This is a genomic window from Streptomyces sp. NPDC050508 (assembly GCF_040655155.1).
Taxonomy (GTDB): Bacteria; Actinomycetota; Actinomycetes; order Streptomycetales; family Streptomycetaceae; genus Streptomyces.
This window is the reverse complement of the sequence record NZ_JBFAJJ010000033.1, coordinates 13533-37662: the sequence shown is the minus strand read 5'-3', so window position 1 is coordinate 37662 and position 24130 is coordinate 13533. Positions and strand designations below refer to the sequence as shown.

Genomic DNA, 24130 nt, shown 5'->3' with positions numbered 1-24130 from the left:
GCGTCAGACCTCCGACTCCTGGTGGTCGAACTCCGGTTCCTGGTCCGGCTCTTGTACGTAACGAAGGACGCCCCACATGCCGTGCTCGTCGGCGTGTGGGGCGTCGCCGTTCTTGCACGCCTCCAACTCCTTGCCGAGGGCGGGCAGGTCGAGGCCGGTGCCGATGAGCACGAGCTGGGTCAGCCGGGTGTCACCGCTCGCCCAGGGCTCGGGATAGAACCGCAGGAACCGTCCGACGGCGTGCACGGCGTACCGGTTGCGGGGATCGTGCGCGCCGAAGTCCACGTACCCCTTGATCCGGTAGAGCCCCTCGGGCCTGCTGTCCAGGAACCCCATCAGCCTGCGCGGGTCCATGGGCACGTCGGAGACGAAGGAGAGGCTGTCGTAGGCGGTGTGCAGGTGGTCGGCGTGCGCGTCGTGTTCGTCCTGCTCCCCACCGGCGTGCTCATGGAGATCGTCGAAGGTCAACTGCCCGACACGCTCCTCGCTCGGCCGGCAGTCGAAGAGGAACTCGGGGTCGATACGGCCGTAGGTGGCGGGCACTACGGCGGCACGATCGGCGAGGGAACGGACGAGGCCGAGGATGCGTTGGGCCTCGACTGCCGCCCGGTCCAGCTTGTTGACGACGACGAGGTCGGCGAGGGCGAGATGCCGGTCGATCTCGGGATGCTTGGCGCGCGTGTCGTCGAACTCGGCGGCGTCGACGACCTCGACGAGTCCGCCGTAGACGATCCCCGGATGCTCGCTGGCGAGCAGCATGCGCACCAGTTCCTCCGGTTCGGCGAGTCCGCTGGCCTCGATGACGATGACGTCGATACCGGCGGAGGGCCGGGCGAGCCGCTCCAGGTAGACGTCGAGTTCACTGGCGTCGACGGCACAGCACAGGCATCCGTTGCCGAGCGAGACGGTCGAGTCACCGAGGGCCCCGGCGACGGCCAGGGCGTCGATCTCGATCGCCCCGAAGTCGTTGACGATCGCGCCGATACGGCTGCCTCCGCTGCGGTGCAGGAGGTGGTTGAGCAGGGTCGTCTTGCCGGAGCCGAGGAATCCGGCGAGGACTAGGACGGGGATCTGGTGGGGGCTCGGCGTCGGTGTCGGATCCAACGCAGGCACCTGGGTCGGATTCCGACTCGCCACCGAGGTCGTAGGCAAGCTCGGATCCGGATCTGTAATCGGAACCGACGCCGGATTCGTGTTCGGGCTCGGGCTTGCGCTCGGGCTCTGCTGGCTCAACGTGCGACCTCTTTCACGCCGACGCGTGCACCGGCTCGCGGTCCGGCACACGTACGGAGGTTGAATGCCGCCCCAGGATACGAGCCGTAAGAATCGCCGCGAAGTGAACGATTGTTAGCAGCACTTGCGGGGCAGACGTTGGGGAAGGCGCCGGTTCGTGCGACCCTCGCTTCCCTCCGTGCGCCTCCTCTCCGCCTCCCTGCCGATCAGAGCCGCTCGGCACTCTGGGAGACGGCAAGCGCCGCCCATCGCTCGCCGGTCCCCATCAGTCGACCCGCACCCCGACGACCGGCGGACGGCCGCCTGATTCGGGGGTTGACATGGCCACACAGAACCGCGGGATGCGAGGGCCCAGTGCCGCCGCCACCGCAGGACTCGCCTTCGCTGCGGGGGCGCTCACGGCGCTCGTCGCGAACCGGCGCAAGTTCGAGGAGCTTCGACTGCGCGTCGCCGAAGTGGAACAGAGCGACAGGCAGGCGATGCTGACGGAACAGCAGCGACTGCAGTTCTACCTGCTGACCAAGGCCATGGAGGATCCGGACCTGGCCGCCGTGTACAGCAACGTCCAAGTGGACTCACCCACGCAGCAGCGCCAGTACCTGTTCGCGAACGCCTTGTACAACAACGCCCTGCTCGCCTACCGCGTGGGCATCGTCAACTGGGAGGAACTGCACGGCCACCTCCGGACCATCTGCCAGAACACCATCTTTCGCGACTACTGGCGCGCCCATCATCCCCATCGGGCCAGCCTCAAGGCGGAGTCGATCGAAGCCAAGGTGGGCCGAATGGTGGACCGCCTGATCCGCGATTTGGATGAAGCGGACACAGAAGACTGGTGGGTTGTCGGTGAACCGCCGGAAGAATGAACGGAGTTGACGCTCCGTCAACAAGAATCGCCATTCCGGGCCCCCTGTGAAGACCGGCCAACATCGGCTTATACCCTGTCCCCGCCCAGATGGGCCACCACCCGCCCCTCCGAAGGACAGGGATCTCTTTGAACATCGTGCGCCGCATCGGTGCGTCCCCACGCGAACGAGGCAGCTTGTCCGGCGACACATGCCCGGACATCTTCGAACTGAGTGACGGACGCTTCGCCGTCATCGGGACAGAGGCCACTGCGACACTCGATCAGGAACTCCCCCCTGACGCCGCGCGTGCGGACTATGAACGCATTGTGATCATCAGCCGCGAAACACTCCTACGCGCTAAAGCCGATATTCCTGACGAATGAGAATGGCAGGGCCGCACCATGGACTACACCGTCAACTGTTGAGGTCCACTCGGCCGCCCCGCTTGAGGGGCAACCTCCGGAAGACGAGTCCCCGCAGGCCCGGTCTCCACTCGCATCACTTCGCCCTGCGCACAACCCCCTGACGCAACGGGAACGCTTCGAGATGACCGGCACCCACCCCGCCGAGCAGTGCTCGACCATGACTTCGTGAGGGTCGGCACCAGACCGGTGCCGACCCTCGCGCATCTCTCAAGCCACCTCCGGCACCGCCACCGGCGCCTCAACCCCCACGTACCGAGCCACCGGCCGAATGATCTTCGAGTCCTCCGCCTGCTCCACCACGTTCGCGCTCCACCCCACCACCCGCGCAGCCGCGAACGTAGGAGTGAACATCTCCCGTGGCAGCCCGCAGAGTTCCATGACCAACCCCGCGTAGTACTCGACGTTCGTGTGGAGTTCGCGGCCGGGCTTGAGTTCGGCGAGGATCGCCTCGACCTGGCGCTCGACCTCGACGGCGAACTCGACCCGCGGGCCACCGAACTGCTGGGCGATCTCGCGCAGCATCCGGGAGCGGGGATCCTCCGTGCGGTAGATGGGGTGGCCGAAGCCCATGATGCGGTCGCCCGCGAGGACGCGTTCGCGGATCCAGGGGTCGATACGGTCCGGGGTGCCGATCGCGTCCAGGGTGTCGAGGGCCCGACTGGGCGCACCTCCGTGCAGCGGACCCGAGAGCGCCCCTACGGCGCCGACCAGGCAGGCCGCCGCATCCGCCCCCGTCGACGCGATCACACGTGCGGTGAAGGTTGATGCATTGAATCCGTGGTCAATGGTTGAGATCAAGTATTGCTCGATCGCCCTGGCCTGCTGCTTGTCCGGCTCCGAACCCGTCAACATGTAGAGGTAGTTGGCCGCGTACGGAAGGTCCTCGCGCGGCTCGACAGGGTCGAGTCCCTGCCCCAGCCGGTACAGCGCGGTCAGCAGCGTCGGTACGGCGGCGGAGGCCACGAGGGTGTCCCTGCGGCGCGCGTCGGCGTCAATGTCGTACACCGGCCGGAAGCCCTTCGCGGCGCCGAGCAGCGACAGTGCCGTACGCATGCCGGACAGCGGTCCCGACGTCCCGCTCGCCGCCGCGACGGCGGGCAGTGCGGCGCGCACCTCGTCGGGCAGTCGGCGCAGCGCCGCGGTCTCGGCGGCGAAGGCGGCGCTCTGCTCGGCGTCCGGCAGTTCGCCGCGGGCAAGGAGATGCCAGACGTCCTCGAAGCCGCGGGTCTGCGCGAGTTCGACGGCGGAGTACTGGCGGTAGTGGTAGAAGCCCTCGCCCCCTCGGACGTCACCGATTCGGGTGTCGGTGACGACGACGCCCGCGAGTCCCCGCGGAACCTCGATACGAGCGGCTGCGGCCCTGTTGATGGACATGTTTCCTCCCTGGACTTGATTCAAATGTCCATGGTTGACTCAACCTCTGTCAATATTGATTGAATCAATATATGCAAGGAGTGGATACCGTGGCCTCCATGCGCGATCAAGAACCCTCTCCCGGTCATCCCGAGCGACGGCTGAGCACCAAGGAGACCGCCGAGCTGCTCGGCGTGAAGCCCGAGACCGTGTACGCGTACGTGAGTCGCGGGCAGCTGGGCAGCAGGCGCGAACCCGGAGGTCGAGGCAGCACCTTCGACGCCAAGGAGGTGCAGGCGCTCGGCCGGCGCAACAGGCGGGAGAGCAGCGGGAGTTCGAGCTCCGGCGGTGAACTGTCCGTACGGACCAGCATCACGCTCATCGACAAGGACCGGTACTACTTCAGGGGCGTCGACGCGACCCGGCTGGCCGCACGCCACTCCTACGAGGAGATCGCCGAGTGGCTGTGGACCGGGGAGTTGCGCCCCGGGATCACGTTCACCGCGCCCAAGGCGGCCGTAGCCGTCGCCCGCCGCGCCGTGGACGCACTGCCCGAACACACCGGCCCCACCGACCGGTTGCGGGTCGCGGCCATCGCGGCGGCGACCGCGGACCCGCTGCGTTTCGACCTGTCCGAGGACGCCGTGCTCGGCACCGCGCGCATCCTCATCCCGACCCTCGTCGCCGCCCTGCCGCCGGTGCGGCGCGCCCACCGCGACGAGGGTCCACTGGCCCACCGCCTGTGGGCACGGCTGAGCGGACAGCCGGCTGACGAGGCGTCACTGCACGTCCTGGACACGGCACTTGGGCTGCTCGTCGACCACGACCTGGCCGCGTCCACGCTCGCGGTGCGCGTCGCCGCCTCGGCCCGCGCACACCCCTACGCGGCCGTCTCCTCCGGCCTGGGGGTCCTCGAAGGCCCCTTGCACGGCGCGGCGAGCGGCCTGGCGCACCGGTTGCTGCTCGACGTGCTCGACCAGGGCTCCGCGGCCCCGGTGGTCGCGGACGAACTGCGGGCCGGCCGCCGCGTCCCCGGACTCGGTCACCGGCTCTACCCGGGCGAAGACCCACGCGCGCGTGCCCTGTTCGCACTCCTGAAGGAGATTCCGGGCGCCGGGCCCGCCCTCGCCGCGGCCCGCGACATCGTCGCCACCACCGCCCGCCACACCCCGCTGCACGCCAACGTCGACCTGGCGCTCGCCGTCCTCACCGTCTCCTCGGGCATGCTCTCCACGGCGGGCGAGACGATCTTCGCCGTCGCCCGTACGGCGGGCTGGATCGCACACGCCCTGGAGGAGTACGGGGAGCGCCCGCTGCGGATGCGGCCCAGCGGTCACTACGTAGGTCCCAGACCACCTCAACCACTACCGGAGTAGGACACGAGGGCGGCCGGAAGTCGCCCCGGGCGAAGTCAGGTTAGGCTCACCTCTGTGAGTACGTGCGCGACCGTCTCTCGGGACCTCGACGAGCCCATTTCCGGAACCGCGGCCACAGCGACGACGTGGCTGCTGCTGGAACAGCCCGGCCCTTGGGGTGCCAAAGCGCTCACTTCGAGCCACCTGGACCCCGTGCTGGGCCGTGCCCTGGAAGCGGCCGCCGCGAACACCGGCGTACGGATCGCGCTCATCCGACGCCCCGGGCGGCACGCCGACCCCGCCGCCTCGCCGGTGCGCCAGGTGTACGCGGCCCACACCGTTCCCGGAAACGTATGGCTGCACAGCGCCATGACCGAGGACCCTCGGCAGTTGCTCGCCCTCGACTTCGCCGCCCTCGGCGCCGGTGACCCGAACTCGTTCGGCTCGGCGCTCGGCGGGCGGGCCCACACCGGCGATCCGCTCGCGCTCGTCTGCACCAACGGCAAGCGCGACCGCTGCTGCGCACTCCTGGGCCGCCCCCTCGCAGCGGAACTGGCCGCCTCCGGGGTCGAGGGCGCCTGGGAGGTCACCCATCTGGGTGGTCATCGTTTCTCACCCACAGTGCTCGTCCTGCCGTACGGCTACGCGTACGGGCGGGCCGAGGCCCACGCCGTCAAGGAGATCCTGCAGGGCGTCCAGGACGGCCGTGTGGTCGTCGAGGGCTGCCGGGGCAGTTCGGCCTGGGAACGGCCCGGACAGGCGGCGGAGCTGGCCGTGCGGACGGCGACGGGCGAGCACGCGATGGATGCCCTGCGCGTCGTACGGACGGACGGCGGCGCACCACGCTGGGAGGTGACCGTCGCACACACCGACGGACGCCACTGGCGCGTGATCGTCGCCCAGGGCGCCTCCCTGCCGCCCCGCCCGGAGAGCTGCGGGGCGTCGGTCCTCGGCGCACCGGCGCGGATGGACGTGGTGGCGGTGCGCGAGCTGACGACGGCACTGGCGGGCTGACCCGCCCGAGCACCGGGCCACCTGACCGGCCACCGCGGGAAACCGCCCTCCACTGGACGCCGGTTTCCCCAAGAATTGGTCAAGAGATCCACGCCACACCCCTGGGGCAGCCCCCACCCCTGCACGTACCGTCATGGGTATGAGCCCCACTCCCCCCGCACGCCGCCGTCGCCTCGGGCTGCCGCGGCGGGTGTTCTCGCAGGTGCTGCTGATGCAGCTGGCAATCGCTGCGGGAGTCGCGGTCCTGGCGACCGGGCTGTTCCTCGCGCCGCTGAGCAAACAGCTGGCCCAGGAGGCGATGAACCGCGCTCTGGCCATCGCCCAGACCACCGCGCAGCAGCCGCTGATCATCAAGGACCTCCAGAACACGCCTCCGACCCCGGACGGGCCCGTGCAGAAGGAGGCGGAGCGGATCCGGAAGGCCACCAAGGCCGAGTACGTGGTGGTGATGGACTGGCGGGGCATGCGGTGGTCGCACACGACTCCGAGCGAGATCGGCCGTTTCGTCTCGACCTCGCCCGGCCAGCCCCTGGCCGGTCAGGAGGTCAAGCAGATCGACAACGGCACCCTGGGCCGCTCGGCGCGCGGCAAGGTGCCCGTGCGCGCCGCCGACGGCACGATCGTCGGAGCCGTCTCGGTGGGCATCAAGTACGACAGTGTCCGCGCGCAGCTGATCAGCGCGATCCCGGGGCTGCTGGCGTACGCCGGGGGCGCTCTCGCCGTCGGCGCGCTGGCGGCCTGGCTGATCTCCCGGAGGGTCCAGCGGCAGACCCGGGACCTGGCCTTCTCGGACATCTCGGCGCTGCTCTCGGAGCGCGAGGCGATGCTGCACGGCATCCGGGAGGGCGTCGTCGCCCTGGACCGCACGGGCCGCATACGGCTCCTGAACGACGAGGCGCGACGCCTGCTGGGCATCGGTGACGAGGCGGTCGGCCGGTCCCTCGACGAGGCGCTCGGTGAGGGACGTACGACCGATGTCCTCGCCGGCCGGGTCACCGGCACCGACCTGCTCGCCGTCCGCGGCCAGCGGGTCCTGGTCACCAACCGGATGCCCACCGACGACGGAGGCGCCGTCGCCACCCTGCGCGACCGCACCGAACTGGAGCAGCTCGGCCGGGAGTTGGACTCGACGCACGGTCTGATCGACGCCCTGCGCGCCCAGGACCACGAGCACGCCAACCGCATGCACACCCTGTTGGGGCTGCTCGAACTGGAGATGTACGACGACGCCGTGGACTTCGTCGGGGAGGTGGTCGGTGATCACCGGGCCACCGCCGAGCAGGTCACCGAGAAGATCCAGGACCCGTTGCTCGCCGCCCTGTTGGTGGGCAAGGCGACCGTCGCGGCCGAGCGGGCCGTCGCCCTGTGGATCTCCGACCGGACCTGGCTGCCCGACCGGTTGATCGACCCGCGCGGGCTGGTCACGGTCGTCGGCAACCTGGTGGACAACGCGCTCGACGCCGTCGCGGGCACACCGCACGCACGCGTGGAGGTCGAGTTGCGGACGGAAGGGCGTACGGCCGTGCTCCGGGTGCGTGACACGGGCCCCGGAATCCCGGCGGAACAACGGGAGTTGATCTTCACCGAGGGGTGGTCCACGAAGAAGCCACCGGCCCACGGCAAGCGCGGTATCGGCCTCTCTCTGGTGCGTCGGCTCGCCGAGCGGCAGGGCGGCAGCACGGTGGTGACGGAGGCGTTCGGCGGGGGCGCGGAGTTCGTGGTCGTGCTGCCCGAGGCGCTGAGCGAGCCGGACCTGGAACCCGCTCTCACCGCACCCGGGGAGACCGTCACCGAGGAGGACTCACGATGATCGAGGTCCTGGTCGTGGACGACGACACCCGGGTCGCGCAGGTCAACGCCGCCTACGTCGAGAAGGTGCCGGGCTTCCACGTGGCCGGCGAGGCCCACAACGCAGCCGAAGCGCTGCGCCAGTTGGAGACGCTGCCCCACCTGGACCTGGTCCTGCTGGACCACTACCTGCCCGACGAGACGGGTCTGTCGGTCGTCCAGGAGATGCGCCGACGCGGCCACCAGACCGACGTGATCATGGTGACGGCGGCCCGGGACGTGACGACCGTACAGGCGGCAATGCGGCAGGGCGCGCTGCAGTACCTGGTCAAGCCGTTCGCCTTCGCCGGCCTGCGGGCCAAGTTGGAGGCGTACGCCGAACTGCGTCGCACGCTCGACGGCGGCGGCGAGGCCGAACAGGCCGAGGTGGACCGGATCTTCGGCGCCCTGTCCACGCCTTCGGAACCCGGGCTGCCCAAAGGGCACTCCCCCACAACGGCGGAACTCGTGCGCCAGTCCCTGATGAACGCCGAAGGCCCGCTGTCCGCCCAGGAGATCGCCGACCGCACGGGGGTGAGCCGGCAGACCGCCCAGCGCTATCTGAAGCTCCTGGAGCGCACCGGGCGGGCCAGGCTGACGCTCAAATACGGCGACGCGGGCCGCCCGGAACACCGTTACGTGTGGGCGACCCGCGCCTGAGGGCACGGCCTGTGGGGGCGGGGGGGAAGGGGCCGTACCCCTTCCTCCTATACGGATGCCGACCGCGCGGCTGTCAGCCTGTCGCGTTCTTCACGAACTCGGTCGTGTAAGTCTTGTCGAGATCCACCTTGGCGTTCTTGATGGTGGGGTTGAACGCCTTGAGCACCTTCTCGACGGTCTCCGGGCCGTTCGTCGGCATCACGCCGTCCTTGGTGAACATCGGCAGTGTGCTCTTGATCGCGGTGGCGTAGAGGAACTTGTTGCCCTGGGAGTAGTCGGCGGGCATCTTGTCCGCGATCTCGGTCGCGCTGTGGGTGGACATCCACTTGAGCGTCTTGACAAATGCATTGACCATCTTCTGCACAGTTGACTTGTGGCCGTTCACCCAGTCCGTCTGCATGTACAGACTTGACGAGGGGTACGGCCCACCGAGCGCCGCCTGCGATCCCGCCGGCGTCCGCATGTCGACGAGGACCTTGCCGGCCTTCTTGTCGAGGATGGTGGCGACGGTCGGGTCGGTCGTCATACCGGCGTCGATGGAGCCCTGTTGGAGCGCGGCGACGAAGGTCGGTCCCGCACCCACGGCGACCGGGGTGAACTCGCTGACATTCACGCCGTTCTTGACGGCGAGGTACTTGGTGAGGAAGTCGGTGGAGGAGCCGAGGCCGGTCACGCCGAGCTTCTTGCCCTTGAAGTCCTTGGGCGACTTGACCTTCCCCGCCGCCTTGGTGGAGACGACCTCCACCTCGCCGGGTGCCTGCGAGAACTGCACCACGGACTCGACCGACTTGCCCTTGACCTGCAGGTCGAGCGTGTGGTCGTAGAAGCCCACGGCTCCCTGGACCTGCCCGGAAACGAGCGCGGTCTCGGCCTGTACGCCGGCCGGTTCGCTCAGCAGCTCCACGTCGAGGCCCTCGGCGTCGAAGTAGCCGAGCTGCTGGGTGAGCATCGCGGGCAGGTAGATGACCTTGTCCAGGCCACCGACCATGATCTTGACCTTCACGCCCTTACCGTCGCCCTTGCTGGTGGACGCGGTGGAAGACGCGTCGTTGGCGCAGGCGGTGAGCGAGGAGAGGGCGAGCAGGCCCGAGGCGGCCAGGGCGGTGTATCTGGCGGTCTTGCGCATGGCGGTTCACGTCCTTGTGAGCGTGCGGTGCGGTGCGGGGAGGAAGGGGGCTCTTCAACAGGGCTGTGGCGAGCGGCCGTTCAGCTGTCGGAGCCCGAAGGCTTCCAGCGGAAGATGCGGTTCTCGGCGAAGGTGAGAAGCCCTTCGGCGATGAGGGCGACGACCGCGAGGATCACCATCGCGGCGTACACACCGGCCGCGTTGAAGGTGCCCTGGGACTGCGCGACGAGCAGGCCGATGCCCTTGGTGGCGCCGATGTACTCGCCGACGATCGCGCCGATGAGAGCGAAGCCGAAGCTGACGTGGAGGCTGGTGAAGATCCAGGAGGTGGCGGACGGAATGACCACCTGAAGGGTCACCCTGCGGTCGCTCGCGCCGAGGATGCGGGCGTTGGCGACCAGGTTGCGGTCGACTTCGCGGGTGCCCTGGAAGGCGTTGAAGAACACCGGGAAGAAGACGAGCACCACGGCGGAGGCGACCTTGGAGGCCGGTCCGAGTCCGAACCAGATCATGAAGATGGGCGCGAGGACGATCCTCGGTATGGAGTTGAGCACCTTGATGTATGGACCAAGTACATCGGCGAGGAAGGCGATCCGTCCCAGCGCGATACCGAACACGACACCGGCGATCACACCGATGATCCAGCCGAGCAGTGCCTCCTGGAGCGTGTACCAGATCTGCTCGCCCAGGGAACCGAGCGCGGTTCCGTGCATGACCCAGGTCCAGATCTGGTCCCAGATCTTCGAGGGCATCGAGAAGTTGAACGGATCGATGACCTTGGCCCGGGAGAGCCATTCCCACAGCCCCAGAACGGCGACCAGGAGCAGCACCCGGGCAGTCCCGACGCCGACCTTGCGTTTGCGGGCGGCACGCGCGCGTGAATGCGCGCGGTCCGGCTTGGTGCCGGGCTCGGTCACGGGCGCCGCGACCTCGGCCTCGGGTATGACGTCAGGCGACATTGGCCGCACCCCTCTCGCGCGTGATGCGGACCTCTTCGCCGAGGGACTCCCAGATCTCGCGGTAGATCTCGATGAACCGCGGCTCCAGGCGCACGGATTCGACCTTGCGGGGCCGCGGCAGGTCGATGTCGAAGATCTGCTTCACGGTGGCCGGTCCGGCGGTCATCACGACGACCTTGTCGGCCAGCGCGATGGACTCCTCCAGGTCGTGGGTGACGAAGACGACCGAGGCGCCGGTGCCTTCCCACAGCTCCAGGAGCTCGTCCGACATCAGGGCCCTGGTCTGCACGTCGAGCGCCGAGAACGGCTCGTCCATCAGCAGGATCTCGGGGTCGTTGACGAAGGTCGCGGCGAGCGCGACGCGCTTGCGCATGCCGCCGGAGAGCTGGTGCGGATAGCGGTCCTCGAAGGCGGAGAGTCCGACCCGGGCGAGCCACTCACGCGCCTTCGCCTTGGCCTCCGCCTTCGGTACGCCACGGAAGCGGGGGCCCGCCATGACGTTGGACAGGACCGTGCGCCAGGGGAAGGTGGCGTCCTGCTGGAAGACGAAGCCGACCTTGTCGCCGACGCCGGAGACCGGCACCCCGGCCACCAGCACATCGCCCTCGGAGGGCTCTTCCAGCCCGCTCACGAGGGTCAGCGTGGTCGACTTGCCGCAACCCGTGGGGCCGACGACCGCCACGAACTCGCCACGCCCGACGGTGAGATCAAGCCCCTTGACGGCCGTGTGCAGACCCCCCGACGGGGTCCTGAAGGTTTTGCTCGCGCCCCGCAGCTCGATGGCGGGGCTGGTGTCTGCGCTCATGGCCGGGACCGTAGGTGTGGCGCGGACCACAGCAGCAGTCTTCTGGGCGCAAGCCGTTCTTTTGCTCGCAAGAGCCTGTTGTGCTCGTTTTGCTCGCGCTACAACTGCGGAGCCGAAACACGGGCTTAACGCTCGCCTGGCCTTGAGGAAAGAGGCCCAATGATTGACGTCATGGTCGTGGACGACGACTTCCGCGTCGCCGAGATCAACGCCAAGTACGTGGGAAAGGTTCCCGGCTTCCGGGTCGCCGCCCGCGCACACAGCGCTGCCCAGGCGCTGGCCACCGTGGAACGCGGGACCATCGACCTGGTGCTGCTCGACCACTATCTGCCCGACCAGACGGGTCTCGAACTCGTCCACCGCATGCGGCAACAGGGCCACACGACCGACGTCATCATGATCACGGCGGCCAGCGATGTGACGACCGTGCAGCGGGCGATGCGCCTCGGCGCCCTGCACTACCTGGTCAAGCCGTTCACCTTCGCCGCGCTGCGCACCCGCCTGGACTCGTACGCCGCGCTGCGCCGCACCGTCGACCGGGTCGGCGGCCGTGGCATCGCCGGCCAGGAGCAGGTCGACCGGATCTTCGGCGCCCTGCGCACGACGACCGCGCCGGCCTCCCCCGGCCTGCCCAGCGGCCACTCGGAACCGACCACCGACCTGATCTGCGGCGTCCTGCACAGCGCCGGCCATCCGCTCTCGGCCCACGAGGTCGCTGCCGAGACCGGCCTGAGCCGCTCCACGGCCCAGCGCTACCTCCGCCACCTGGAACAGGCGGGCCGCCTCCGCCTCTCCCTCAAGTACGGCGACACGGGCCGCCCCGAACACCGCTACGCCTGGGTGGCGCCGTAGCCACGCGTGGCACGGGCACATGGGCACACCTGCCGACAGTCGTACGGCGGCGGAGCGCCCGTACGACGACGGCGGGCGCCCCCGCTACACGGCCCCCGCCCCCGTCAGCGCCCGTACCTCGGTCTCCGCGTGCTTGGCCTCGTCCGGGACCTCCGTCGAGGTGACCGTGCCGAGCCAGCCGGCCAGGAAGCCCAGCGGGATCGACACGAGGCCGGGGTTCTGGAGCGGGAAGAACTGGAAGTCGACGCCCGGGAACAGGGAATCCGGACTGCCCGACACGACCGGCGAGAGCAGCACGAGCCCCAGTGCGGGGATCAGTCCGCCGTATACGGCCCACACGGCGCCGCGTGTCGTGAAGCCGCGCCAGAACAGCGAGTAGAGCAGCACCGGGAGGTTCGCGGAGGCGGCGACGGCGAAGGCGAGGCCCACCAGGAAGGCGACGTTGAGGTCCCTGGCGAGCAGGCCCAGCGCGATGGCGATCACGCCGATGCCGACCGCCGCCGTCCGCGCCACCGCCACCTCGCTGTACGGCTTGGCGCGCCGGCGTCGCAGCGACGCGTACAGGTCGTGGGCCACGGAGGCCGAGGAGGCCAGCGTGATCCCGGCGACCACCGCGAGGATCGTGGCGAAGGCCACGGCGGCGACGATCGCGAACAGGACCGTTCCGCCTGTGGAGTTGGCGCCGCCCAGGTCGAGCGCCAGCAGTGGGACCGCCGTGTTCCCGGCCGCGTTCGACTTCCGCATGGCTTCCGGTCCGACGATCGCGGCCGCGGCGAAGCCGAGCACGATCGTCATCAGATAGAAGGCGCCGACAAGCCCGATCGACCAGATCACCGAACGCCGCGCGGCCCGCGCGGTCGGCACGGTGTAGAAGCGGGACAGGATGTGCGGCAGCCCGGCCGTCCCCAGCACGAGTGCCAGACCCAGGCTCATGAAGTCGAACCGCGCGGTCCAGTCCCCGCCGTACTTGAGCCCCGGCGCCAGAAACGCCAGGCCATGACCGCTGCGATCGGCGGCGGTGAGCAGCAGTTGGTCGACATTCCCGTGGAAGCGCACGAGCACCAGCACCGTCAGCGCGACGGTGGTGCTGAGCAGCAGGATCGCCTTGACGATCTGGATCCAGGTGGTGGCCCGCATCCCTCCCAACGACACATAGATCACCATGAGCGCGCCGACGCCGATGACGGTCCACGCCCGCGCGGCCGGGCTCGTCCCGCCCAGCAGCAGCGACACCAGGCTGCCCGCGCCCACCATCTGTGCCACCAGGTACAGAACGGACACGGTGACCGAGGAAGTTCCCGCCGCGATCCGCACCGGCCGCTCGCTCATCCGTGCGGCGACCACGTCGGCGAGCGTGAACCGCCCGCAGTTGCGCACCAGTTCGGCGACCAGGAACAGCACCACGAGCCAGGCGACGAGGAAGCCCACCACGTACAGCAATCCGTCGTAGCCGTACAGCGCGATGAGCCCGGTGACGCCGAGGAAGGAGGCGGCCGACATGTAGTCGCCCGCGATGGCAAAACCATTCTCCATCGGGGAGAAGAGCCGCCCGCCGGCATAGAACTCCTCCGCCGAACCGTGCCGGTTGCGACTCACCCAGGTGGTGATCCCCAGGGTGACGGCGACGAACCCGCTGAACAGCAGCAACGCCAGCGTCTGATGGTTGCCGGTCACGAAACACCGCCTCGCACGCCACGCGTCAGTTCCTGGGTGTCCCACCGCAGTTCGAGCGCGGCCCGGTCCCTGCGCAGCCGCGCGTGCCGGGCGTACGCCCAGGTGAGCAGGAACGTGGTGAGGAACTGCCCGAGCCCCGCGACCATCCCCACGTTCACGGCACCCGCCACGGGCCGGGCCATCAGTCCGGGCGCGGTCGTCGCGGCCACCACGTATGCCACGTACCAGGCGAGGAAGACGATCATCCCCGGCACCACGAACCTCAGATACCGGCTGCGCACCTCCTGAAAGGCCGCGCTGCGCTGCACCTCGACATACACGTCCCCGGCGCGCAGTGCCCGTCCCTCGTCCTCCCGGCGCGCGGACGGCACTTCGGGAGCAGGCACACCCGCGCCGTCCAACTCGCCCCAGCCGGAGGCGAGTGCGTCGTACCACGGGTCGTGGTACCTCACCTTTCCGGATGCCTCGGCGGGGGTCAGGTCATGACCTTCGTGGTTCTCGGCCGGACTCTCGTGACCACTCCCGCCACCGCGGGGACGACCGTTGCTTGACTGCATGCCCAAGGATGGACAGAACGGGAAGATCCCCGACTCTTCTTCTCCGCGGTCTTCACCCCATCAGGTGACTCAACCCGCTGGTGGCCGCACCAGCCCCTTCCCGTAGGCGTAACGCACCGCCTGCGCACGGTCCTTGAGCCCCGTCTTGGCGAACAGGTTGTTGATGTGCGTCTTCACGGTCGCCGTGGAGACATGCAGCTTGCGGGCGATCTCCTGATTGGTCAGGCCCTCGGCGATCAGCACCAGCACTTCCGTCTCCCGCGCGGTGAGCCCGTCCGGCGACTCATCAGGCCCGGCCGACGGCTGTGGCTCGGGATCCGACAGGCGCTCCAGCAAACGCCGTTGGATGCTCGGCGACAGCCCCGCGTCACCGGACAGCACGCTCTCCACGGCTCGTACGATCTCGTCGCCGCCCGCGTCCTTGGTGAGGTAACCGCGCGCTCCCGCGCGCAGCGCCGGGAACAGCGACGCGTCGTCCGCGAACGTCGTGAGCACCACGACCTGCGTTCCGGGGTGCTCCGCGCGGATCCGCCGCGTCGCCTCGACGCCGTCGCAGCGCGGCATGCGCAGGTCCATCAGGACCACGTCCGGGGCGAGTTCGGCGACCAGCCGCACCGCCTCGTCCCCGTCGCCCGCGGCACCGACGACCTCGATCCCGGGCAGCAGCCCCAGCAGCATCACGATGCCTTCCCGTACGACGGTCTGGTCGTCCGCGACCACGACGCGCGCGGGCTTCTTCACGGCCTCCTCCGTCATGCAGGCACCTTCAGCGTCACCACGAATCCCTCCTCCTCCGGCCCGGCCCGCAGCGAGCCGCCCAGCAACTCGGCGCGCTCCCGCATACCCAGCAGACCGTACCCACCTCCCGCCCCGGTCAGTTCGCCCGGTGAGCCGCCCGAGTCCCGTACGTCCAGGGTCACTTCGTGCTCGCCGTACTCCAGCCGGAGCAGCACCTTGGCGCCCGGGGCGTGCTTGCGGACGTTCGTCAGGGCCTCCTGGGCGACCCTGCGCACGGCCTGCGAGGCCTCGGCCGACAGCTGCCTCCGGTCACCCGCAACGGTGACCTCCGCACCGCCGGTCGTAGCGACGATCTCGGTCAGGAAGTCCTCCAGCGGAGTCAACTCGCCCCGCAGCGCGGACACTGCCTGCCGGGTCTCGGCGAGGCCGTCACGGGCCATCCCCCGTGCCGCCACGACCCGTTCCAGAATCGTCTCCCGGTCGGCTCCCCGCTCGATCAGCAGCCGGGCCGCCTCCAGGTGCACGAGCTGGGCGGAGAGGCTGTGGGCCAGCACGTCGTGGATCTCCCGGGCGATACGGGCCCGCTCCGCCAGCGCGGCGGACTCCGCCTCGGCAGTACGTGCCATCCGTTCCTGGGTGAGCAGCCGCTGGGCGTTGCCCCGGGCCTCGGCGTCGAGGCGGAGTGTGTATCCGGCGAGGGCCAGCCCGGCCGTCGTGACCGCCGTGGTCAACCACACGTCGTTGTTGACCGCCGCGAAGATCGCGAGGGACACCGATGTGACGGGCACGGCGACCGCGATGGGCAACCGCTCCAGCGAGCTGACGGCGCAACCGCACCAGATGACGAGGGCCGGAACGGTGAAACCGACGGCCTGTCCCGCGATCGCGATCCCGAGGAGCGCGGCGATGAGTCCCACCGACGGCCAGAGTCTGTGGGCGAGGGTGGTGCGCCAGAAGGCCCAGCCGAGGACGGCGGCCACCAGGATCCCTGACACACCGCCGGCCAGGGCCCAGCCGTGGAGGTGACTGCCGGTGAGGGCGCCCCCCAGCAGCATGCCGATCACCAGCAGGCGGACGGCCCAGGCGAGCATGCGACGGGGCCGCGAGACTCCCTCTCGACCCAGCGCCTCCCGCGAGGGCCAGCGCGTCCAGGCGTTCTCGGTCACACGCGCTCCTTCCCTGCGGGCCGCGCCATGCCGAAACCGTATGCCGGGGCCGATCCGCCCACCGAGGTGAGGGACTGGGCCCGCCAGACCAGGACTCCGGAGCGGACCAGCAGCGTTGCCGCGAGTCCGAGCATCAGGGCCGAGCTGTCCTGGTGCACGCCCACGACCGCGCCCAGGGCGACGAGACCGACGCGCAGGGCTATGCCGACGATCCAGACGCCCCCGCTCGCCTTGGTGCTCTTGCTCCACACGGAACCGTCCGCCTCGACCCACAGACGTGTGGTCCAGGCCCAGCCGGCTCCGGTGGCCAGCCCGATGAGCAGTTCGACGCCGAGCAGAAGAGCCGACTCGGTGTGGTGGTGCGGGTCGAGTATTCCGGGCTCGCGCAGCGCCACGACGGCGAGGATCACGGGAAGGAGCCACCAGCGCCGGTCGGTGCCGATCCGGCGAGCGCGGAACTGTCGCACGATCACCACCGCGACGACGGCCACGATCACCAACGTGTTGACGAGCCCGGACATCGGAGCCTCCGTGAGCGGAAGAGGATGCCGGCAGCGAGCGCTGCCGACGCCTTCGACGCTACGGAAATTCACAGGTCAGCAGATCGGCGCCAGGGTGGATCGTGGGTGGATCCCCGGGCCTCCCCGATCTCCACCCGCGGGTGGAGCCGACCGACGGCGCAGGGCCCGGGCCCAGGTCGGACCCGGGCCCTGCGCGACGGTCAGGCGTCGATGCGCGACCGGTCCAGCGTCGCGGCCGAGCTGGAGATGAACTCCTTGCGCGGTGCCACGTCATTGCCCATCAGCAGATCGAAGACCTGCTCGGCCGCGTCCAAGTCGGAGAGGTTGATCCGGCGCAGGGTGCGGTGGCGGGGGTCCATCGTCGTCTCGGCCAGCTGGTCGGCGTCCATCTCGCCGAGACCCTTGTAGCGCTGGATGGAGTCCTTGAACCGGACGCCCTTGCTCTGGAACTCCAGCATCTTCTCGCGCAGCTCACGGTCCGAGTACGTGTAGACGTACTTGTCCTGGCCCTTCTTGGGCTGGACGAGCTCGATGCGGTGCAGCGGCGGCACCGCGGCGAACACCCGGCCGGCCTCGACCATGGGTCGCATGTAGCGCTGGAACAGGGTCAGGAGCAGACACCGGATGTGGGAGCCGTCCACATCGGCGTCGGTCATCATGATGATCTTGCCGTAGCGGGCCGCGTCGATGTCGAAGGTGCGGCCCGATCCCGCTCCTATGACCTGGATGATCGCCCCGCACTCGACGTTCTTCAGCATGTCGGTGACGGACGACTTCTGGACGTTGAGGATCTTGCCGCGGATCGGCAGCAGCGCCTGGAACTCGGAGTTCCGGGCGAGCTTGGCGGTACCGAGCGCGGAGTCTCCCTCGACGATGAACAGTTCGCTGCGCTCGACGTCGTCGCTGCGGCAGTCGGCGAGCTTGGCGGGCAGCGAGGAGGACTCAAGGGCCGTCTTGCGGCGCTGCGCGTCCTTGTGCTGCCGGGCCGCGATACGCGTACGGGCGGCGGCGACAGCCTTCTCCATGACCACGCGGGCCTGGGCCGCCGCGTCACGCTTCGTCGAGGTCAGGAAGTCCTTGAACTCCTTGGTGACCACGTTGGTGACGATCCGGCGGGCCGCCGAAGTGCCGAGCACCTCCTTGGTCTGGCCCTCGAACTGCGGTTCGGCGAGCCGGACGGTGACGACCGCGGTGAGGCCCTCCAGGGCGTCGTCCTTGACGACGTCGTCCTCGGCGACGCGCAGCAGCTTCTTGGCGCGCGCCACCTCGTTCATCGTCTTGACGATGGCCTGCTCGAAGCCTGCGACGTGGGTGCCGCCCTTGGGGGTGGCGATGATGTTGACGAACGACTTGAGGTTCGTGTCGTAACCGGTCCCCCAGCGCAGCGCGATGTCGACGCCGAGTTCGCGCGTGACCTCGGTGGGTGTCATCTGGCCGTGGTCGTCCAGGACGGGCACCGTCTCCTTGAAGGTGCCCTGACCCGACAGACGGAGTACGTCGCAGACCGGCTTGTCGCTCGCCAGGTACTCGCAGAACTCGCTGATGCCGCCGTCGAAGCGGAAGGACTCCTCTCCCTTGCTCCCGCCCTCGCCGAGGCCGTACTCGTCGCGGACGACGATGGTCAGCCCGGGCACCAGGAACGCGGTCTGCCGGGCCCGCTGGTGCAGGCCCTCCAGAGAGAGCTTGGCGTCCTTGAGGAAGATCTGGCGGTCGGCCCAGTAGCGCACGCGCGTGCCGGTGCGGGTCTTGGGAATCCGCTTGGTCTTGCGCAGGCCACCGGGCTCGAACGTGGCGTCCGGACCGGCGGTCGCGAAGGAGCCCGGCACACCGCGCCGGAAGCTGATGGCGTGGGTGTTGCCGCTGCGGTCCACCTCGACGTCGAGCCGCGCGGACAGCGCGTTCACCACGGAGGCACCCACGCCGTGCAGACCACCGGAGGCGGCGTACGAGCCGCCGCCGAACTTGCCGCCGGCGTGCAGTTTGGTCATGACGACCTCGACACCGGAGAGGCCGGTCTTGGGCTCGACGTCGACCGGGATGCCCCGGCCGTTGTCGCGGACCTCCACCGAGGCGTCGTCGTGCAGGATCACCTCGATGTGGTCGCAGTAGCCCCCGAGGGCCTCGTCCACGGAGTTGTCGATGATCTCCCACAGGCAGTGCATCAGGCCACGGCTGTCGGTCGACCCGATGTACATGCCCGGGCGCTTGCGTACGGCCTCTAGCCCCTCAAGGACGAGCAGGTGCCGCGCGGTGTAGTTGGAACCGTCCCGGTCTGCTCCTGCCAGCAGCGCTGTCGACGGCACGGACGTTTCGGCGGTCACGCGGTTCGCTCCTCGCTGAATTTCAGATGAGGCCCTTTTGGGTAAGGGCCCGGCTTCGGTTGCCGCTCAGAGGGTACCGAGGCCTGGTAGAGCCGTTGTAACGCCACCCTCGTCTCCTCCTCACACTAGTTCAGGGTCGTATGCCTGTTCGATCCCTCGATGGAGTGAAGTACATATCACGTTCCCTTCGGGGCATGAACCATTTAGGCTCCGGGCACGTCCTCATGAACAACCGGCAATCCAGCCGGGTGGACCCGACCCTGATCCCACAGCGCGAACCCGTACAGACACATAGACACGCAATACGGCACATTCGCCGCCAACCGGCAGCAGACAGCCGCCCCGGAAGAATTTTTCGAGGAAAAGCCACGAGCGGGAACGTTTTCGGGCTGGTTGGATGTTGACCCTGGTACGACAGCTCGTCGAGCTAGAGAAGAGGCGACGTGACTACTGTTCTGACCCCCGCGAGCCCACTGACGGCCGCCGATCGCTGCGACCGCTGCGGCGCCCAGGCATACCTGCGCGTCGTCCTGCTGAGCGGCGGAGAACTGCTCTTCTGCGCCCACCACGGCCGCAAGTTCGAGCCGGAACTCAAGAAGATCGCCGCTGAGATACAGGACGAGTCGGAGCGGCTGACCTCCGCTCCTGCTGCAAGCGCACCAGAAGAAGACCGCTGACACATCGCGTCCACGACGAGCCAGCACCGGCCCAGGCCGGCGACGGGCGGCCCCGCTTCTGAACCACAGGAGCGGGGCCGCCCGTCTTCGTGCCCGCGGATGCCTCTCAGGCGCCGTCAGGCGCCCTTGTGCGGCCCTGGCGAGCCGCGGTGGCGGCCCAGTGTCCGCAGGACGTCCGACACCCTGGTGTAGACGCCAGGGCTCCCGGCCCGCCCGCACCCGCTGCCCCACGACACGAGCCCGATCAGCCGCCCCTGGGCGACCAACGGTCCCCCGCTGTCCCCCTGGCAGGCGTCACGGCCTCCCTGAGCCTCTCCGGCGCACAGCATGGCCTCGGGGAGATAGGTGCCGTCGGCGCTGCCTGGATAGGCCTCCTCGCAGCGGGCGTCGGGCAGCACGTGCACGCGCGCGGCGTGCAGGCTGCCCGCGTAGTCGCCGCTGCCGGTGAGATCGCCCCAGCCGTAGACCGTGGCGGCCGTGCCCGGGTCGTAGGCCGTGTCGCCCGCGGCCGCCATCCTGATCACCGAGCTCTGCGGCAGCGGATCGGCGAGGGTGAGCACGGCGAAGTCACCGGCATTGCTGGCGGCGTCGTAGTCCGGGTTGATCCACACGTCGCGTACGGCGATCTCCTGGCCCCGGCCCGAGAGCAGGTCCGTACGGCCCGCGACGGCCTTGAGGTCGGCCGCCCGGTGCGGTGGCGCCCCCAGGACGTCGTCACCCATGCAGTGGGCCGCGGTCAGTACGGCGGTCCGGCTCACGGCCACAGCGCCGCAGAACTGTCCCGCCCGGGTACCCCCGAACCGGTCACGGCTGGACAGCGCCACTGTCCATGGGCTCTCCGAGACATCGACCGGGAACCCGCCGACGACGATGCTGTCGGCGGCCACAGGGGACGCGGAGACCAGCGGTATGGCGGACGCGGCAGCCGCCAGGACGAGCGGCCGGGTCAGCGCCCGGGCAAGGGGACGACGCATGCACGTTCCTCACTCTGGGATGGTCATCAGAGACCCAGAGTGATCCAGCGCGCCGCGCGCCGCACCCGCGGCCAGCACGAAGGCCCGGCTCCCCGAGGGGAGGCCGGGCCTTCCGTGTCGTACGGCTACGACCTAGTCGAGGTAGTCGCGCAGCACCTGCGAACGCGACGGGTGGCGCAGCTTCGACATGGTCTTGGACTCGATCTGGCGGATGCGCTCACGGGTGACCCCGTACACCTTGCCGATCTCGTCGAGGGTCTTCGGCTGACCGTCGGTGAGACCGAAGCGCATCGAGACCACGCCGGCCTCGCGCTCGGACAGGGTGTCCAGGACGGAGTGCAGCTGCTCCTGGAGGAGCGTGAAGCTGACCGCGTCGGCCGGGACCACGGCCTCGGAGTCCTCGATGAGGTCACCGAACTCGCTGTCGCCGTCCTCACCCAGGGGGGTGTGCAGGGAGATGGGCTCGCGGCCGTACTTCTGGACCTCGATGACCTTCTCCGGGGTCATGTCGAGTTCCTTGGCCAGCTCCTCCGGGGTGGGCTCGCGGCCCAGGTCCTGGAGCATCTGACGCTGCACGCGCGCGAGCTTGTTGATGACCTCGACCATGTGCACCGGGATACGGATGGTGCGGGCCTGGTCGGCCATCGCGCGGGTGATCGCCTGGCGGATCCACCAGGTGGCGTACGTGGAGAACTTGTAGCCCTTGGTGTAGTCGAACTTCTCGACCGCGCGGATCAGACCGAGGTTGCCCTCCTGGATGAGGTCCAGGAAGAGCATGCCGCGGCCGGTGTAGCGCTTGGCCAGGGAGACCACCAGACGGAGGTTGGCCTCCAGGAGGTGGTTCTTGGCGCGGCGGCCGTCCTCGGCGATGATCTCCAGCTCGCGCTTGAGCTTGGGGGCGAGCTTGTCCGCGTTGGCCAGCTTGTCCTCGGCGAACAGACCGGCCTCGATGCGCTTGGCGAGCTCGACCTCCTGCTCGGCGTTGAGGAGGGGAACCTTGCCGATCTGCTTGAGGTAGTCCTTGACGGGGTCGGCGGTGGCACCGGCAGCGGCGACCTGCTGCGCCGGCGCGTCGTCCTCGTCCTCGTCGGAGAGTACGAAGCCGGCGCTCTCGGCGCCCTCGGGCTCGTCCCCGGTCTTGCCGGGGGTCTCCTCGGTCGCCTCTTCGTCGACCAGTTCGGCGTCGTCCTTCTTGGCGCTGGTCTTCTTGGCCGCCGCCGTCGTCTTCTTGGCGGCGACCTTCTTCGCGACCGCCTTCTTGGCGGGCGTCGTCTTCTTGGCAGCGACCTTCTGGGCGTCGTCCTCGGCGGAGGCGTCGGCGACGGGTGCCGCCGCAGTGGCGGTGGCGGTGGCCTTCTTGGCGGTCACCGTCTTCGCGGCGACCGTCTTGGTGGCGGTGCGCTTGGCCGGACTCTTCGCTGCGACGCTCTTTCGGGTGCGCTTGGGCTCCGCGGCACTGACCATCAGCGTCACACCCTCTTCCTCGAGGATCTGGTTGAGGCTGCGCAGTACGTTCTTCCACTGAGTGGCCGGAATCTGGTCAGCTTCGAAGGCCCGACGCACGTCATCGCCGGCGATCTGCCCCTCAGCCTTTCCCCGCTCGATGAGCGCCATGACAGAGACGGACTCGGCGATCTCCGGCGGGAGCGTACGGGATGTGCTGGCCGACACGAACAACCTCTCGGAACGATGGAAAACGGCTTCCGGCCCCGTCCGGTACGGACAGGAGCCGACGACCGCCGACTTGGGGATGGGCCGACGGCGCGGGCTGGGGCCGGGAAGAAGCACAGCGCCTTGAACGGCGTCCGTATTCCCTTCCGCGGCTGTCACCTCTTAGGTCATCGCGCAGTTCCCGCGAGCGTTACGCCCAATCTGCGTGGCCCGAGTCACACCCCGTAAGCGCTCAAAAACGGTCAGACATGCACAGAGGAGGTCACCCAGGGCTGTGACCGGCACTCCTGAAGGCGCTCCGGCACCCCGTCACACCGCCGGACCCCGCCGGTTCCCTGGAGGATCCTGCGGGGTCCGGCGGGAATCGGCGCCCAGGCCCGGCGACGCCACGAGAACGCGGCGCACCTCGACCGCGTCGGCCCACCCGCGCGGGTCAGTGCTCGCGCGGGGCGGGCACCACGCGCTCCACCTCGGGGTGCACGATGAGCAGCTGCCGCATGGCCGCCTCGGCCGCCGCACCGTCGCCGGCGGCGAGGGCGTCGACGATCCGGGCGTGGTGCCCCAGGGAGGCGTCGGTCGGGCGGTCACAGCCCGTGACCGGGCCGCCGGAGACCTGGAGGGCCGACGAGACGATCCCGGAAAGGTGCTCCAGCATGCGGTTGCCCGCGACCTGGATGAGCAGCGAGTGGAACTCGGCGTCGGCTCGGGAGAAGGTCAGCGCGTCGCCCTGCGCCATGGCGTGGCCCATGATCTCGACCATGTCGGAGAGGCGCTGCTGGACATCCTCGCGCCCGTGCCCGGCGGCGAGGCGAGCGGCGAGCGGCTCGATGGTCCAGCGCAGCTCGCTCAGCTCGCGGCGCTGGTTGTCGCGCTGCGGGCCGAAGGCGCGCCATTCGATGATGTCCGGGTCGAGGAGGTTCCAGTCGCTGACGGGACGCACGCGCGTGCCGACGTTCGGGCGGGCGCTGACCAGACCCTTGGCCTCAAGGACGCGGAGCGACTCGCGGACGACGGTGCGGGAGACCTCGAAACGCTGGCCGATCTCCTCGGGCACCAGCGGGCGGTCGGCGCCCAGGTCGCCAGAGACGATCATCTGACCGAGCTGCTGGACGAGTTGGCCGTGCAGCCCACGTCCGCGGCTGCCCGCGGCACGTCGGCCGACGCGGCCCAGCTCGGGGTCGGAACCGTCCCAGGAAGGGGCTCCGAGGCGCTCGGTGACGGGCGCCTCGGCATAGGGGTAGCGGTCGAGTTCGCCCGGGCCGGCGAGACCGGAGTCTACGGAGCGGGCGGCGGTCATCATGGTGTGCGCAAGGGTACTCACGGATCCTTTGTCGGCGCTGGCTCCAACTCCCTTGAGGTCTTTGGTGAAAAGCA

The 24130-nt window shown here is 69.3% G+C and carries 22 protein-coding genes; 8 read left to right on the top strand and 14 right to left on the bottom strand.

Features of this window, described 5'->3' with window-relative positions:
• Window positions 1-3 precede the first annotated feature (3 nt).
• Window positions 4-1104 carry a GTP-binding protein gene (locus AB0I69_RS46760; protein ID WP_363101955.1) on the bottom strand — a complete coding sequence of 367 codons (1101 nt, stop codon included), beginning with the start codon at window positions 1102-1104 and terminating at the stop codon, window positions 4-6.
• A gap of 449 nt (window positions 1105-1553) precedes the next feature.
• Between AB0I69_RS46760 and AB0I69_RS46755 the strand changes: the two genes are divergently transcribed.
• Complete coding sequence (locus AB0I69_RS46755) at window positions 1554-2099, top strand: DUF6082 family protein (protein WP_363101954.1); 546 nt, start codon at window positions 1554-1556, stop codon at window positions 2097-2099.
• A 128-nt stretch (window positions 2100-2227) separates the two neighbouring features.
• Entirely contained in the window at window positions 2228-2464 is a 237-nt protein-coding gene (locus AB0I69_RS46750) for a hypothetical protein (RefSeq protein WP_363101953.1), read from the top strand.
• A 249-nt stretch (window positions 2465-2713) separates the two neighbouring features.
• Here the strand turns inward: AB0I69_RS46750 and AB0I69_RS46745 are convergent, their stop codons facing one another.
• Entirely contained in the window at window positions 2714-3880 is a 1167-nt protein-coding gene (locus AB0I69_RS46745) for a citrate synthase/methylcitrate synthase (protein WP_363101952.1), read from the bottom strand.
• A gap of 98 nt (window positions 3881-3978) precedes the next feature.
• Here AB0I69_RS46745 and AB0I69_RS46740 point away from each other — a divergent pair, with 98 nt between their 5' ends.
• From AB0I69_RS46740 to AB0I69_RS46725, 4 genes are all read left to right on the top strand, one after another.
• Entirely contained in the window at window positions 3979-5235 is a 1257-nt protein-coding gene (locus tag AB0I69_RS46740) for a citrate synthase family protein (RefSeq protein WP_363101951.1), read from the top strand.
• A 54-nt stretch (window positions 5236-5289) separates the two neighbouring features.
• Window positions 5290-6228: a sucrase ferredoxin gene (locus AB0I69_RS46735; protein ID WP_363101950.1), complete on the top strand. Its 939-nt coding sequence runs from the start codon at window positions 5290-5292 to the stop codon at window positions 6226-6228.
• A gap of 139 nt (window positions 6229-6367) precedes the next feature.
• Entirely contained in the window at window positions 6368-8038 is a 1671-nt protein-coding gene (locus AB0I69_RS46730; RefSeq protein WP_363101949.1) for a sensor histidine kinase, read from the top strand.
• Complete coding sequence (locus tag AB0I69_RS46725) at window positions 8035-8715, top strand: response regulator (protein ID WP_363101948.1); 681 nt, start codon at window positions 8035-8037, stop codon at window positions 8713-8715. The genes AB0I69_RS46730 and AB0I69_RS46725 overlap by 4 nt, the downstream gene beginning before the upstream one ends.
• A 73-nt stretch (window positions 8716-8788) precedes the next feature.
• Here AB0I69_RS46725 and AB0I69_RS46720 read toward each other — a convergent pair whose 3' ends face one another.
• From AB0I69_RS46720 to AB0I69_RS46710, 3 genes are all read right to left on the bottom strand, one after another.
• Entirely contained in the window at window positions 8789-9841 is a 1053-nt protein-coding gene (locus tag AB0I69_RS46720) for an ABC transporter substrate-binding protein (RefSeq protein ID WP_363101947.1), read from the bottom strand.
• A gap of 80 nt (window positions 9842-9921) precedes the next feature.
• Window positions 9922-10800 (bottom strand): ABC transporter permease, encoded by an 879-nt coding sequence (locus AB0I69_RS46715; RefSeq protein WP_363101946.1) that lies wholly within the window; start codon window positions 10798-10800, stop codon window positions 9922-9924.
• Entirely contained in the window at window positions 10790-11605 is an 816-nt protein-coding gene (locus tag AB0I69_RS46710; protein WP_363101945.1) for an ABC transporter ATP-binding protein, read from the bottom strand. Before AB0I69_RS46710 ends, AB0I69_RS46715 begins: the two co-directional genes overlap by 11 nt.
• A gap of 159 nt (window positions 11606-11764) precedes the next feature.
• On the opposite strand from AB0I69_RS46710, the gene AB0I69_RS46705 reads away from it, so the two are divergent.
• Window positions 11765-12457, top strand: a complete 693-nt coding sequence (locus tag AB0I69_RS46705; protein WP_327400814.1) for a response regulator — start codon at window positions 11765-11767, stop codon at window positions 12455-12457.
• 84 nt (window positions 12458-12541) lie between these two features.
• On the opposite strand, the gene AB0I69_RS46700 is transcribed toward AB0I69_RS46705, so the two are convergent.
• The 6 genes from AB0I69_RS46700 to AB0I69_RS46675 all read right to left on the bottom strand — a co-directional run bounded on the left by AB0I69_RS46700 (window position 12542) and on the right by AB0I69_RS46675 (window position 19434).
• Window positions 12542-14131 (bottom strand): cation acetate symporter, encoded by a 1590-nt coding sequence (locus AB0I69_RS46700; protein WP_363101944.1) that lies wholly within the window; start codon window positions 14129-14131, stop codon window positions 12542-12544.
• A complete protein-coding gene (locus AB0I69_RS46695) occupies window positions 14128-14688 on the bottom strand; it encodes a DUF485 domain-containing protein (protein ID WP_363101943.1) in 561 nt (186 codons plus the stop codon). Before AB0I69_RS46695 ends, AB0I69_RS46700 begins: the two co-directional genes overlap by 4 nt.
• 69 nt (window positions 14689-14757) lie before the next feature.
• Window positions 14758-15444 carry a response regulator transcription factor gene (locus AB0I69_RS46690; RefSeq protein WP_363101942.1) on the bottom strand — a complete coding sequence of 229 codons (687 nt, stop codon included), beginning with the start codon at window positions 15442-15444 and terminating at the stop codon, window positions 14758-14760.
• Window positions 15441-16592 carry a histidine kinase gene (locus AB0I69_RS46685; RefSeq protein ID WP_363101941.1) on the bottom strand — a complete coding sequence of 384 codons (1152 nt, stop codon included), beginning with the start codon at window positions 16590-16592 and terminating at the stop codon, window positions 15441-15443. Before AB0I69_RS46685 ends, AB0I69_RS46690 begins: the two co-directional genes overlap by 4 nt.
• The gene (locus AB0I69_RS46680; protein ID WP_363101940.1) at window positions 16589-17113 is read right to left on the bottom strand and encodes a DUF1453 domain-containing protein; all 525 of its coding nucleotides are present in this window, start codon (window positions 17111-17113) and stop codon (window positions 16589-16591) included. Before AB0I69_RS46680 ends, AB0I69_RS46685 begins: the two co-directional genes overlap by 4 nt.
• A 200-nt stretch (window positions 17114-17313) precedes the next feature.
• A complete protein-coding gene (locus tag AB0I69_RS46675; protein WP_317883153.1) occupies window positions 17314-19434 on the bottom strand; it encodes a DNA topoisomerase IV subunit B in 2121 nt (706 codons plus the stop codon).
• Window positions 19435-19877: 443 nt separating this feature from the next.
• On the opposite strand from AB0I69_RS46675, the gene AB0I69_RS46670 reads away from it, so the two are divergent.
• Window positions 19878-20111, top strand: coding sequence for a hypothetical protein (locus AB0I69_RS46670; RefSeq protein ID WP_033283991.1), 234 nt, complete (start codon window positions 19878-19880; stop codon window positions 20109-20111).
• 116 nt (window positions 20112-20227) lie between these two features.
• On the opposite strand, the gene AB0I69_RS46665 is transcribed toward AB0I69_RS46670, so the two are convergent.
• The 3 genes from AB0I69_RS46665 to AB0I69_RS46655 form a co-directional block, all read right to left on the bottom strand.
• The gene (locus AB0I69_RS46665) at window positions 20228-21085 is read right to left on the bottom strand and encodes a serine protease (protein WP_363101939.1); all 858 of its coding nucleotides are present in this window, start codon (window positions 21083-21085) and stop codon (window positions 20228-20230) included.
• Window positions 21086-21217: 132 nt separating this feature from the next.
• On the bottom strand, window positions 21218-22756 hold the full coding sequence (locus AB0I69_RS46660) for an RNA polymerase sigma factor (RefSeq protein WP_363101938.1): 1539 nt from the start codon (window positions 22754-22756) through the stop codon (window positions 21218-21220).
• Between the two features lie 433 nt (window positions 22757-23189).
• Window positions 23190-24077, bottom strand: a complete 888-nt coding sequence (locus AB0I69_RS46655; RefSeq protein ID WP_363101937.1) for an FCD domain-containing protein — start codon at window positions 24075-24077, stop codon at window positions 23190-23192.
• Window positions 24078-24130 lie beyond the last annotated feature (53 nt).